This is a genomic window from Methylobacterium sp. UNC378MF, from assembly GCF_900103195.1.
Lineage (GTDB): Bacteria > Pseudomonadota > Alphaproteobacteria > Rhizobiales > Beijerinckiaceae > Methylobacterium.
This window is the reverse complement of sequence record NZ_FMWU01000012.1, coordinates 121644-134851: the sequence shown is the minus strand read 5'-3', so window position 1 is coordinate 134851 and position 13208 is coordinate 121644. Positions and strand designations below refer to the sequence as shown.

Sequence of the window (13208 nt, the reverse complement as noted above, 5' to 3'; positions counted from 1 at the left end):
GCAAAGATGGATGAGGGACAGACCTTTGCGAAGCTGCCGACATGGCATGCCGGCGAGACGACCATTCAGGAGACGGTCGGCGCCGCCGACCGGATGGAGATGATCGGCCAGAGGGTGGTGCGGGATTACATGCCCGATCAGCACCGCGCCTTCTACGCACAGATTCCCTTCATCGTGCTCGGCAGTGTCGATCAGCGCGGCGACGCCTGGGCCACGCTCGTGGCCGGCAGCCCCGGCTTCATCACCTCGCCCGCGCCCACGGTCCTCGACATCGCCGCCCGGCCGGGCCCAGGCGATCCCGCGGGCCAGGGGACACAGGACGGCGACGCAATCGGCCTCCTGGGGATCGAGCTTCACAGCCGCCGACGCAATCGCGTCAATGGGGTCGTCCGGTCCGGAACCGGCGGGATCCTGCGCCTCGACGTCGATCAGAGCTTCGGCAATTGCCCGCAGTACATCCAGCTCCGGGACATGACCTTCGTCGGAGACCCGACCGTGCCGGTCACGGCTTCGGTCGAGGAGAGCGTGGATCTCGACGAAGCGGCGCGCGGCCTGATCACGGCGGCCGACACGTTCTTCGTGGCGTCCTACGCCGAGCGCGAGGGCCGGCGCCAGGTCGACGTCTCGCATCGCGGCGGCAAGGCGGGATTTGTCCGCATCGCCGCCGACGGCACGCTGACCATTCCCGACTTCGCCGGCAACCTGTTCTTCGCCACCCTCGGCAACATCCTTCTCAACGGCAAGGCCGGCCTCGTCTTCGCGGATTTCGAGACGGGCGAACTTCTGCACCTGACCGGCGATGCCACGGTGATCCTGAACTCGCCCGAGATCGCCGCCTTCCAGGGCGCTGAGCGGCTCTGGAGCTTCAGGCCGCGCCGGGTCGTCCGCAGGCGCGGCGCCCTCCCCCTGCGCTGGTCGCTCCGGGCGGATGGCTGGTCGCCGAACGCTTTGATGACCGGCGACTGGGCAGAGGCCGCCGACCGAGTCCGGGCGGCCGCTCGCGCGGCCCAGTGGCGGCCATTTCGGGTGACGAAGATCGTCGACGAGAGCCGCTTCATCCGGTCCTTCCACCTGGTGCCGGATGACGGCGCCGGACGGCTTCCGCACCGGGCGGGCCAGCACCTCCCGATCCGCGTGACGCTGCCCGGAGCGGATGCGCCCGTCATCCGGACCTACACGCTCTCGGTCGCCCCCTCGGACACGAGCTACCGCATCAGCGTGAAGCGCGAGGGGATCGTGTCGGGCCATCTCCACGACCGCATCCGGGTCGGGGACATCATCGAGGCGCGCGCGCCCGACGGGGGCTTCACCCTCGATGCCCACGAGGGGCGCCCTGCGGTGCTGCTGGCCGGCGGCGTCGGGATCACGCCGCTCCTCGCGATGCTCCGGCACGTGGTCTACGAGGGACTGCGCACCCGCGACATTCGGCCGACCACGCTCATCTACGCCGCCCGCTCGCGGGCGGACCGCGCGTTCGACAGGGAGCTGTCCGAGCTGGCCGCGGCGGCGCAGGGCGCAGTCCGGATCGTGCGCGTCCTCAGCGACGTCTCGGATGCCCAGGCCGGCATCGACTACGAGGCCGCCGGCCGGATCGACATGGCCCTGCTCACGCGCATCCTGGCTTTCGCCGATTACGACTTCTACCTGTGCGGACCGTCGGCCTTCACCCAGGCGCTCTATGACGGGCTGCGCGGCTACAACGTGGCAGATGACCGGATCCACGCAGAGGCGTTCGGTCCCTCTGGGCTGGTCCGCAAGGGAACGCCCGGGATCGCCGCGCCACCTCGGCCGCCGGCCGCCACCGAGACCGTGCCGGTGACCTTCCTCGACACCGGCAAGGAGGCGCGCTGGACGCCGGATTCCGGCAGCCTCCTCGACCTCGCCGAAGCCCGCGGCCTCGCACCCGCATACAGCTGCCGCGCAGGAAGCTGCGGAACCTGCCGCACCAGGCTGCTCGCCGGCGCGGTGACCTATCGCAAGGAACCGAGCGCGGCCGTGGCCGAGGACGAGGTGTTGATCTGCTCGGCGGTGCCCGCTGAGGGAACGGACCGGGTGCAGCTCGCGCTGTGACGCCCCTGCGCGTCCGGTCCGCTTCACCCCGCTCCGGTTTGCACCTTCCTGGATCGTCGGCGGCAGATCATCCTGCGCTGCCTCGACATCAAGCCGGGGCCGTTCTCTTCACCCCGCAAAGCCAAGGAGTACCCCATGTCCCGTCCGCCGCTGCCGCCTTTCGACGAACAGAGCGCCATCGTAAAGGTCCGCCTCGCCGAAGATGGTTGGAACAGCCGCGACGCCGCCAAGGTCGCCCTCGCCTACACGACCGATACCCGCTGGCGGAACCGCGCCGAGTTCCTGAACGGGCGGCAGGAGGTGGAGGCGTTCCTGACCCGCAAGTGGAACCGCGAACTCGAATACCGCCTCATCAAGGAGCTCTGGGCCTTTACCGGCAACCGGATCGCCGTGCGCTACGCCTACGAGTATCACGATGACAGCGGCCATTGGTTCCGGGCCTACGGCAACGAGAACTGGGAGTTCGCCGACGACGGTCTGATGCGCTATCGGCACAGCAGCATCAACGAATTGCCGATCACGGAAGCGGACCGCAAGTTTCACTGGCCGCTCGGGCGCCGGCCGGACGATCATCCGGGCCTGAGTCAGTTCGGCTTCTGATCATCCGGCCACCAGGCCGGTGCGGGAGGCCAACCGGATGTCAGCGTCGCGTTGCGGCCTCAACAACCTGGAGCGAGGCCATGGATCGTTGGCAGGCCATGCGCATCTTCGCCAAGGTCGCCGAGACGGCGAGCTTCGCGCAGACTGCCCGCCTCCTGCACATGAGCCCGCCGGCCGTGACGCGCGCCGTGGCCGGGCTCGAAGAGGCCATCGGCGCCCGGCTCCTGATCCGGACGACCCGCTCCGTGAAGCTGACGGAGGCGGGTCGCCGCTATTACGAGGATTGCCGGCGGATCCTGGCCGACATCACCGAGGCGGAATCGGCGGCGGCCGGCTCGAACGCGACGCCGACGGGGACGCTCGCGGTCACGGCATCGGTGCTGTTCGGGAAGATGCACGTGCTCCCGATCGTGACCGATTACCTCGACACCTACCCGACGATGTCGGCGCGGGCGCTCTTCGTCGACCGGCCGGTCAACATCGTCGAAGAGGGGATCGACGTGGCAATCCGCATCGGTCACCTGACCGATTCCGGATTCGCGGCCGCCCGGGTCGGTTCAGTCCGCCACGTCATCTGCGGTGCGCCGGCCTATTTCGCGCGGCACGGCGTGCCGACGAGTCCGGCGGATCTGAAGCGGCACCGAATCGCGGTCTCCACCGGCGCCTGGGCGTCGCCGGAATGGCGATTCGCGCGGAATGAGCGAGTGGTCATCCACCCGACCCTGCAGGGAAACACCAACGAGATCTCGATCGGCGCTGCCCGATCAGGCTGGGGGCTGACCCGGGTCCTGCATTATCAGATTGGGCCGGACCTGCTCGAAGGCCGCCTCGAAATCGTGCTCGCCGAGTACGAGGAGGCGCCGCTGCCCGTCCACGTCCTGTACCCCGAAGGCCGGCACGCGCCCGCGAAGGTGCGGACCTTCGTCGACCTCGCGGTGTCACGCCTGCGCGCCAACCGGACGCTGAACTGAACCCGTGCGGCGCCGGATTCCAGCCTGGCCGAACGACAAGAGGTTCAACGGCCATTGTCGTCGGCCAAACCGCGGGACCGGCGATGCGCCGGCCGCGGTCGCATTGGTCGCAGCCCGTCGGCGGAAAGGATGGTTCTGTCTTAAGTTAAAGTTTCCGTGGCTCACGCATCTTCTGCGAGCAGCTGGAGCCGGCACGTGAAGACACCCGAACGCGCGAACGCACGCGGCGGCACTGCCTTGGCCGGTCGCCGGGATCTCGACGGCACGGGGCGTCCGGGCCGGCAGCATGGCATGGGCGCGAGGGCGCGCGTGGCGGCAGTCTGAGGGGAGACGGGCGCATGGACCAGTGGACCCGCCTGGACCCGATCTTCGATTCCGAGGCGGCGGCGCGGGACATCGCGGCCGCGGCCGCGCTGCGCGCGGATGCGCAGGATCACGACGCGGGCTTCCCGCAAGAGGACATTGCCGATCTCGCCCGGCTGGGCTTGCTCGCCGCCCCCGTCCCGGTGGAGCATGGCGGCGCCGGGCTCGGGACGGAGCCGGGTGCGGGAACCCTGGCGGAGGTCCTGCGGCTGGTCGGCTATGGGAGCCTCGCCCTTGGGCGGCTCTACGAGGGGCATGTCAACGCCCTCCAGCTCATCGCCCGATACGGCGCCCCCGACCAGCGGGATCGCCTGTTCGCCGACGCGCATGCCGGCCACCTCTTCGGGGTCTGGAACACGGAACCCCCTGAAGGCGGCCTGCGGGTCGAGGCCCAGGACACCGATGCACGTCTTCATGGCGTGAAGACCTTCGCGTCGGGTGCGGGGTCTGTCACCCGCGCCCTCGTCACCGTCGGGCATCCGAGCCAAGCCGGCACGGCGATGATGGTGGTGCCGCTTCAGGCCGGCACCCGGGCAGATCTCTCGGCCTGGCGGGCGCAGGGCATGCGCGCGTCGGCGACCGGCACCGTCGACTTCACCGGCCTCGCCTACGAGGCCGACGCCATTCTGGGCCAGCCCGATGACTATTTCCGCCAGCCCGCCTTCTCGGGCGGCGCGTGGCGCTTCGCGGCGGTGCAGCTCGGTGGCATCGAAGCGGTGTTCGATGCTTGGCGCGGGCATCTGGACCGCCTCGACCGGGGCGGCGACCCGCACCAGCTGGCGCGCCTCGGCGAGGGCGTGATCGCGGTCGAAGGCGCGCGGCTCTGGGTCGAGCGCGGGGCGAAGGTTGCATCGCAGGCCGCGCTGCCGCCCGAACGCGTCGTCGCCTACATCAACCTGGTCCGCCTCGCGGTCGAACGTGCCGGCCTCGACGTTCTTCAGCTGGCCCAGCGCTCGGTCGGCCTTCAGGGCTTCCTGCGCGGCCATCCGCTCGAGCGGCGCGCGCGCGACCTCGCCACCTACCTGCGCCAGCCCGGACCGGATCGTGCGCTCACCGGCGCGGCGTCTGAAATCCTGCGCATTGGCGGCATGGCGGGAGATCTGTGGACCGAGAACGCCGCATGATCAGGCCGCCGAGCCGCGAAACCGCACCGCGGGCCGCCTGGCTGGACACGCCGGAGCGGTACGGCCGCGTCAGCCGCGGCTTCCACTGGCTGATGGCCGCCCTGTTCGCCTGGCAGTTCGCGGGCGCGCTGCTCTACGTCACGATCGGCGACACGACACTTACGCGCCTCGTCGGCGGCAGCCACTTCACGCTCGGCTTCACGCTGTTCGTGCTCGTGCTCCTGCGCGGAGCCTGGGGGCTCGCCAATCGCCGCCGCCGGCACGGCGCCCCGGGACGCGCCGCGACGGCCGGCCACGCCCTGATCTATCTCCTGATGATCCTGATACCGAGCCTCGCTCTTCTGCGCCAATACGGGTCGGGCAAGCCCTTCGCGCCCTACGGCATCCCGCTGATGCCGGCGCGTGAAACGAAGATCGGGTGGATGATGCTTCCTGCCGATCTGTTCCATTACTGGCTGGGCTTCACTCTCCTGGCCGCCGTCATTGGCCACGCCGCGATAGCGGTGCTGCACCGCAGGCTCTGGAACGAGCCCGTCTTGCAGCGCATGACATGAACGGCCGCGCGCCCACGGCGTGAGATCGTCAGGCCTTGATCGGGCTGGCCGCCCGGTCGGGAAGTGGGGCGTCCAGCGTGAACACCACGCCGCGGGATCGGTACTCGATCTCCGCCGAGCCGCCCAACTCGGCAGACAGCGCGCGCTCGATGAGGCGGGTGCCGAAACCGCCGCGCGTCGGCGCCGTCACTGCCGGACCTCCGACCTCCTCCCACCGGAACCAGAGATGGGCCGGCTTGGCGCCATCCATCACATCCCAATTGAGGATGACCCGACCCTTGTCGTTCGAGAGGGCGCCGTACTTGACCGCGTTGGTCGCCAGCTCGTGGAGAGCCATCGTGAAGGCGAGGGTCAGGCGCGGCGTCAGCCAAACCTCCGGGCCATTGATCACGAACCGCTGCCCCGCGCCGCCGCGGAACGCCGTGAGGGTACCCTCCACGATCACGCTCAGCGTGGCGCCGATCCAGCTCTCGCGGGTCAGAACGTCGTGGGCGGCCGAGAGCGACTGCAGCCGCGCGTCGAGGGTCCTGTGGGCTTCCTCCAGGGAGGCGGCGTTGCGCAGGGTCTGGTGGGCGATCGACTGCATGGTCGCCATCGAGTTCTTCACCCGGTGGTTCAACTCGTCGGCCAGGAGGGTGCGGTGCTCCTCCGCGCGCTTGCGCTCGGTCACGTCGATGGAGACGCCGGCCATGCTGAGAGGCTGGCCGACCGCGTCGTAGAAGGTCTGGCCCCGGATCTGCAGCCACCGCATCTCGCCAGCGGGCGTGCGCGCCCGATACTCGATGTCATAGTCGCTGTGCTCGCGGATCGACGTCTGCACCGCCGCCTGCATGCGGGGTCGGTCCTCGGGATCGATCGCGGCGATCAGATCCTCGTAGCTGAACGGATCGCCCGCGGAACGTCCGAAATTCTCCTTGCAGGTCTCGGAGGCCGCCAGTCGCATCTCGGCGAGATCGAGGGTCCACGAACCGAAACGGCCGGCTTTCAGGATGAAGCGCAGCCGCTCCTCGCTGCGGGTGAGTTCGCTCGTGCGGCGCTCCACCTCCTGCTCGAGCACCGCACGATCACGCTGCATCCGCGTGAGCTTGTCGCGCTCCAGCGTCACGTCGGACTGAGAGGCGAAGAAATAGGTCAGCGCACCATCCCGATCGAAGACCGGCGAGATCAGGAGCCGATTCCAGAAGACCTCGCCGTCCTTCTTGTGGTTAAGCAGTTCGATCTCGACCGGAACTCGACCCTCGACGGCGGCTCTGATCTTCGCGATATCCGCCTTGCTGGTCTCCGGCCCTTGCAGGAAGCGGCAGTTCCGGCCGATGATCTCGTCGCGGTCGTAGCCGGTCAGACTCGAGAATGCGGCATTGACGAAGACGATGGGGTTATCGGGCTGACTGGGATCCGTGATCAGCATCGGCATCCGCGTGGCCCGCACGGCGGAGACGAAGGGATCGGTACTCGCGTCGCTCCGGGCGAACTCCGCTTCGACGCGCGAGCGTTCCTGCTGATCCGTCAAAGTCCCGTCGCCCTTGCCACGACCTGCACAAGGCGACCTTCGGCCGCGATGGGCACACGTATCATAGCGAGGTTCGCTTGTGCACAATCCTCATGGTGGCCAAGACGCCGCAGGCATGCGACGGCCGGTCGTACCGCTAAGCCACAGCCGGACCGGGACCAAATCCCGCGGGCGGGCGCGAGCCAAGATGATCGCGCAGAGTCCGGCCCTCGTACTCGGTCCGGAACAGGCCGCGCCGACGCAGTTCCGGCAGGACGAGCGCGATGAAGTCGTCGAGGCCGCCCGGTAGCGTCGGCGGCATGATGTTGAACCCGTCGGCCCCGCCGGACCGGAACCGCTCCTCCATCTCGTCCGCGATCTGGGCAGGCGTGCCGACGATCTGCGAGTGGCCCCGCGCGCCCGCGATGCGCAGGTAGAGCTGACGCAGGGTCAGACCTTCGCGACGGGCGAGGTCGACCATCAGCTGCTGGCGGGACTTGATGCCGTCCGTCTCGGGCAGTTCCGGGACCGGCCCGTCGGGATCGTATCCCGAGAGATCGTGGCCGCCGATCATGCGGCCGAGCAGAGCGAGGCCGACCACGGGATCGATCAGCTCCTGCAAGGCCTCGAACTTCGCCCGCGCCTCGGCCTCGCTGCGGCCGACGACGGGAAACAAGCCCGGCATGACCTTCAGGTCGCCGGGTGCGCGGCCAAAACGCGCCATGCGCTCCTTCAGGTCGCCATAGAAAGCCACCGCCTCCTCCAGCGTCTGATTGGCCGTGAACACGATCTCGGCGGTGCGCGCCGCCAGATCTTTGCCGGGCCCGGACGATCCCGCCTGCACCAGCACGGGCTGTCCCTGCGGCGTGCGCGAGATGTTGAGCGGTCCGCGGACCTCGAAATGCTTGCCGCGGTGGTTCAAGGGCCGAAATCCATCGGGCTTCGAGAACTGTCCGCTGGCGCGGTCGATGATCACCGCGCCGTCGTCCCACGTGTTCCACAGGCCGAGGACCACGTCCACGAACTCCTCGGCGCGCTCGTAGCGATCGGCGTGCCGGGCGATCCGGTCGCCGCCGAAATTCGCCGCCTCCGCGTCGGTCGCGGACGTGACGAGATTCCAGCCGGCCCGTCCGCCGCTGAGATGATCGAGGGACGCGAACCGGCGCGCGACGTTGTAGGGCTCGTTGAAGGTGGTGGAGGTGGTGGCCACGAGACCGATCCGGCGCGTCACCGCCGCGAGCGCCGACAGCAGCGTCAGGGGCTCGAAATGGGTCGAGCGCGCGGTGCGCTCGCTCGACCTCAGATCCAGGTCCCGGATACCGGTTCCATCCTCCAGGAAGATGAGGTCGAACTTCGCGGCTTCCGCCCGCTGCGCCCAGCCGACATACCGCTCGAGGACGAGGCCACCGTCGGCTTCGCTCGAAGGATGACGCCAGCCGGCGACGTGGTGCCCGGTCGCGTAGAAGAACGCGCCGAGGCGCAGGGTGTCCTGTCTCATCAAACCGACCGTCATCGAGCCTGATCCGCTCCGTGCCGCTTGCGCAGGCCGGAGTCTAGCCGAGCCGCCTCCACAGGCGAACTCAGGATCGCACGAGTGATGCACAACTCGCTCACGCTGTGACCACTCAGCGAATTGCCCGGAGCTGCGGCTCGGAGCGCGTCAGTGGGAACCGCAGGGGTCGGGCGCATTCTCGGATGGACGGTCGCGCAGGTCGGACGCGGCATGGCGCCCGTGTCGTGCCGCCAGGAAACGCCGCGCTTGCTGCATCGGCAGGAAGGCCGAAAAGGAGCCGGACCCTGTGCGGACGCGCTGCGAAAGCCACGATCGCGAGACCGGAACGTCGGCCGCCGACCATCGCGATCGTCGCGTCGAGGATCATGCCGCGCCCTCCCCCCTCCCGGGGCAGCCCGCCGCCACACAGCAGCCCTCGTGCCCCTCACGAGCGGCCCCTTCGCGCCGAGCAGAACATGATCGGACCTGGAGGACGGACGCCACCCGTCCGCGGATCGACGCGCAAATTATTCTCGTCCTACGCTTGACGGACGAATATTCTTGCCTCGAGGCCGGCAAGTAGAGAACGGCCTTTTATTGACTCCGCGACCGGCCGACAGGATCTTGTATTCACCGTCACGCGAAGGGCCGCACACGGAAGATGAAGACGCTGGCGCGGTCCGGTCGCGATTCCGGAGCGAGGAGTATGTCGACTCGGATCGACCTCTTGGCGCTATGCCGTCCCCGCACATCTTCGGAAGCGCCCGGCGGACCGATCCGCTGACCGCGCCGCGCCTCTGAACTCAGCCGGACGAGACCGCCCTGGACCGCGCCGCGGCGTGGATCGCCTGTCCCGCGAACATCGAACCCCGCTTCTCGCCTCTTCTCACGACGTCAGGCCCGACCCATGATCTCCACTCGCCGATCGATCCTGGCCGCCGGCCTCGCTTTGGCCGGCCTTGGCGTGCTCGCGACGCGCGAGGTCCGCGCCGAGGCCCCGAAAGAGATCCGCCTGGACTGGGCAACCTACAATCCGGTCGGCCTGCTCCTGAAGGAGAAGGGCTTCCTCGAGGAGGCGCTGGCGCCACAGGGAATCAAGGTCCGCTGGGTTCAGTCGCTCGGCTCCAACAAGGCGCTCGAATTCCTGAACGCCGGCGCGATCGATTTCGGCTCGGCCGCCGGCGCCGCAGCCCTCGTCGCGCGGATCAACGGCAACCCCATCAAGGCGATCTACGCCTATTCGCGTCCCGAATGGACGGCGCTCGTGACCCGTAGAGACAGCGGCATCACCAAGCCTGCCGACCTGAAGGGTAAGCGCGTCGCGGTCACGCGAGGCACCGATCCGCACATCTTCCTGATCCGCGCGCTGCAGGGCGCCGGGCTCACCGAGCGCGACGCCAAGCTCGTATTGCTGCAGCACCCGGACGGACGGACCGCCCTCGACCGTGGCGACGTCGATGCCTGGGCCGGCCTCGACCCGATGATGGCGGCGGCCGAGATCGAGAATGGCGACGTGCTGTTCTACCGCGACGCCGCCGCGAACACTTGGGGTCTGCTCGATGTCCGGGAAGACTTCGCGACGGCGCATCCGGATCTCGTCCGAACGGTGATTGCCGCGTACGAGCGGGCTCGCGCCTACGCGCTCGCCAACCCGCAGGCACTCACCGCGTCCCTCGTCGCGGCCACCAAATTGCCGGAGCCGGTAATTGCCCGCCAGATTGAGCGGACCGACCTGTCCCAGCCAGCGATCGGCGCCGCCCAGGCTGAGTCGATCAAGGCGGCCGGCACGGCCCTGCAGCAAGCCGGAGTAATCCCGGCGGGCACCGACGTGGCCGCGGCCGTTGATGGCCTGCTCGACGCGCGCTTCAATCCCGTCGCCGGACAGTGAGCGGCGGCGTGCCGCTGCTGCGGCGGGGCGGTCGCGCGGGCCTGGGGCTGCTTCTGCCGCTCGTTCTTGCGGCCGGTTGGGAGATCGCGGTCGCGACGGGCGCGGCATCGGGGCGGCTTCTGCCGCCGCCGAGCCGGATCGGCGCGACACTCTGGGCGCTCGCAGTGTCGGGGGATCTGTGGATGCATGTCGAGGCGACCCTCATCCGGGTCGGGCTCGGCTTCCTGTGCGGGGCGGCGGCCGGGATCGTCGCGGGCGCCCTCGTCGCGACCATCCCGGCGCTGCGCTGGCTCATCGATCCGAGCCTGCAGGCGCTGCGCGCCGTCCCGTCGCTCGCCTGGGTGCCGCTCTTCATCCTGTGGTTCGGCATCCTCGAGACACCGAAGGTGCTGCTGATCGCTGTGGGCGTGTTCTTCCCGGTCTATGTCGGCGTCTCGGGAGCGATTGCATCGGTGGACCGCAAGCTGGTCGAGGTCGGGCGGATCTTTCGGCTGTCCCGCTTCGCTCTCGCCCGCCGGATCCTCCTGCCGGCGGTGCTGCCGGCGACGCTGGTGGGCCTGCGCACCGGGCTCGGCCTCGGCTTCCTGTTCGTCGTGGCGGCGGAGCTGATGGGTGCCTCCGAGGGCCTCGGCTACCTGCTGGTCGACGGTCAGCAATTCAGCAAGCCCGATCAGATCGTGGCGGCGATCATCGCCTTCGCGCTGGTCGGCAAGGCGGCCGACATGGCCCTGGTCACGCTGACATCGCCGCTGACACGGTGGCAGGATACCGTGCGGGACAGCCTGTAATGGCCGGATCGGGGCTGAAGTGGCGTGCCGAACGCGGCATTGTCCGACGCCGCGATGCCCACGCCATGCCCGCGCGAGAGACACCCGTGCTGACCGTTGACGACCTGTCGAAGATCTACGCAGACGGCACGCAGGCCCTGTCGGGCATCACCCTGGCCGTGCGGCAGGGTGAAATCGTCGCGCTGATCGGCGGTTCGGGCTGCGGGAAGACCACGCTCCTCCGGCTGATCGCCGGCCTTGACCAGGCAACCCGCGGGGCGGTGCAGGTGGACGGCGAGACGATCCGCGCGCCCCATCCGAGCATCGGTGTCGTGTTCCAGGAACCGCGGCTGCTGCCCTGGCTCGACGTGGCCGGCAATGTCGGCTTCGGCCTCGCCGATCTGCCTCGATCCGAGCGCCGGACGCGCGTCTCGCGCGCGTTGGAGCGGGTCGGGCTCGCCGAGCATGGCGGCCGCTGGCCACGGGAACTGTCCGGCGGCCAGCAGCAGCGCGTCGCCATCGCTCGGGCTTTCGTGGCGCAGCCCCGGGTGCTGCTCCTCGACGAACCGTTCTCCGCGCTCGACGCGTTCACACGAAAGGGGCTGCACGATCAGCTCCTCGATCTCTGGGCCGAGTCGAAACCGACGATCCTGATCGTCACGCACGATGTCGGCGAGGCCGTCACTCTGGCCGACCGGGTCGTGGTGATGCGGCCGCGACCCGGACGCCTGGACGAAACGGTAGCGATTGGTCTCGCCCGCCCGCGCGAACCGGTGGCGGCGACCTACGAGGAGGCCGTGCGCCGCGTGCTGGCTGCCCTCGACCACTCCCTGCGCCCAGCCGCGACTAAGCCGCCGCCCACCCCCGAGACCCGCGCGAGCTGGTGGTAGGGCCGTCCGGGCTCGGCTGGCTCATTGATGGATGACACGATGCTCCTGCCTCGCCGAACCCTCCTCGCCGGCCTTTCGGCTTCCGCCCTGGCGGCGCTGCCCCGGGCGGCCGCTGCGGCCCGCGCGCTGCGCATCGGCTATCAGCGCTCCTCGACGCTGATCGCGTTGCTGCGTCAGGATGGCGGTCTGGAACGCGCGTTGGCGCCGCTCGACACGACCCTGTCCTGGCACGAATTCACCAGCGGCCTGCCGATCATGGAGGCGCTCAATGCCGGGCAGATCGACGTCTCGGCCGACGTCGCCGACACGGTTCCGATCTTCGCTCAGGCCGCCGGCGCCAGGATCAGTTACATCGCCCAGGAGGCGCCCTCCCCCGAGGCGCAGGCGATCCTCGTGCCCGCGGACTCGCCGGCCAAGTCCGTGGCGGACCTGCGCGGTCGTCGGGTGGCGGTGACCAAGGGCGCCGGCAGCCATTACCTGCTCCTCGCCGCCCTCGGCGAAGCGGGCCTGACCTTCAAAGACATCACTCCCGCCTACCTGACGCCGGCCGACGGGCGTGCTGCCCTGGCGAGCAGTGGGGTCGAAGCATGGGTCGCCTGGGACCCTTTCCTGTCCGCCGCCCGGCAGCAATCGGCGGCTCGCGTGCTCCGCGACGGTGTCGGCCTCTCGCTGTACAAGCGCTATTATCTCGCGGCCGATCCCTACGTCGCGGCCAACGGTCCGGTATTGGCGACCTTGTTCGCTCAGCTCGCCGAGACGGGCAATTGGGTGAAGGCCAATCCGGCCGAGGCGGCCGCCCGCCTCGCGCCCCTGTGGAAGATCGAACCCGAGGTGATCCTGCGCGCCAACGAGCGCCGCAGCTACCGGGTTGAGGCGGTCACCCGCGCCGGCCTGTCGGAGCAGCAGAAGATCGCCGACGCCTTTCGCGCGGAAGGGTTGCTGCCCCGGGCTGTCGACACCTCGACTCTCGGCATCTGGGCGCCGCAGGGCCGCTGAGCGG

At 69.4% G+C, this 13208-nt stretch carries 11 protein-coding genes; 9 read left to right on the top strand and 2 right to left on the bottom strand.

Annotated elements, in window-relative coordinates:
• Nucleotides 1–6 precede the first annotated feature (6 nt).
• From BLT59_RS14470 to BLT59_RS14450, 5 genes are all read left to right on the top strand, one after another.
• Nucleotides 7–2070: a 2Fe-2S iron-sulfur cluster-binding protein gene (locus BLT59_RS14470; protein ID WP_091781381.1), complete on the top strand. Its 2064-nt coding sequence runs from the start codon at nucleotides 7–9 to the stop codon at nucleotides 2068–2070.
• Nucleotides 2071–2205: 135 nt separating this feature from the next.
• Entirely contained in the window at nucleotides 2206–2670 is a 465-nt protein-coding gene (locus BLT59_RS14465) for a nuclear transport factor 2 family protein (RefSeq protein WP_091781209.1), read from the top strand.
• Between the two features lie 80 nt (nucleotides 2671–2750).
• A complete protein-coding gene (locus BLT59_RS14460; RefSeq protein WP_091781206.1) occupies nucleotides 2751–3641 on the top strand; it encodes a LysR family transcriptional regulator in 891 nt (296 codons plus the stop codon).
• A gap of 338 nt (nucleotides 3642–3979) precedes the next feature.
• A complete protein-coding gene (locus BLT59_RS14455; RefSeq protein WP_091781203.1) occupies nucleotides 3980–5128 on the top strand; it encodes an acyl-CoA dehydrogenase family protein in 1149 nt (382 codons plus the stop codon).
• The gene (locus tag BLT59_RS14450) at nucleotides 5125–5682 is read left to right on the top strand and encodes a cytochrome b (protein ID WP_091781200.1); all 558 of its coding nucleotides are present in this window, start codon (nucleotides 5125–5127) and stop codon (nucleotides 5680–5682) included. Before BLT59_RS14455 ends, BLT59_RS14450 begins: the two co-directional genes overlap by 4 nt.
• Nucleotides 5683–5710: 28 nt before the next feature.
• Here BLT59_RS14450 and BLT59_RS14445 read toward each other — a convergent pair whose 3' ends face one another.
• Together BLT59_RS14445 and BLT59_RS14440 are read right to left on the bottom strand one after the other, a co-directional pair.
• Complete coding sequence (locus BLT59_RS14445) at nucleotides 5711–7192, bottom strand: HWE histidine kinase domain-containing protein (RefSeq protein ID WP_091781196.1); 1482 nt, start codon at nucleotides 7190–7192, stop codon at nucleotides 5711–5713.
• Between the two features lie 136 nt (nucleotides 7193–7328).
• On the bottom strand, nucleotides 7329–8669 hold the full coding sequence (locus tag BLT59_RS14440) for an LLM class flavin-dependent oxidoreductase (protein ID WP_091781379.1): 1341 nt from the start codon (nucleotides 8667–8669) through the stop codon (nucleotides 7329–7331).
• 901 nt (nucleotides 8670–9570) lie between these two features.
• Between BLT59_RS14440 and BLT59_RS14435 the strand changes: the two genes are divergently transcribed.
• From BLT59_RS14435 to BLT59_RS14420, 4 genes are all read left to right on the top strand, one after another.
• On the top strand, nucleotides 9571–10551 hold the full coding sequence (locus tag BLT59_RS14435) for an aliphatic sulfonate ABC transporter substrate-binding protein (RefSeq protein ID WP_175544015.1): 981 nt from the start codon (nucleotides 9571–9573) through the stop codon (nucleotides 10549–10551).
• Between the two features lie 8 nt (nucleotides 10552–10559).
• Nucleotides 10560–11339, top strand: a complete 780-nt coding sequence (locus BLT59_RS14430) for an ABC transporter permease (RefSeq protein WP_244513986.1) — start codon at nucleotides 10560–10562, stop codon at nucleotides 11337–11339.
• A gap of 86 nt (nucleotides 11340–11425) precedes the next feature.
• Nucleotides 11426–12208 carry an ABC transporter ATP-binding protein gene (locus BLT59_RS14425; RefSeq protein ID WP_091781374.1) on the top strand — a complete coding sequence of 261 codons (783 nt, stop codon included), beginning with the start codon at nucleotides 11426–11428 and terminating at the stop codon, nucleotides 12206–12208.
• A 39-nt stretch (nucleotides 12209–12247) separates the two neighbouring features.
• The gene (locus tag BLT59_RS14420) at nucleotides 12248–13204 is read left to right on the top strand and encodes an aliphatic sulfonate ABC transporter substrate-binding protein (protein WP_091781190.1); all 957 of its coding nucleotides are present in this window, start codon (nucleotides 12248–12250) and stop codon (nucleotides 13202–13204) included.
• Nucleotides 13205–13208 lie beyond the last annotated feature (4 nt).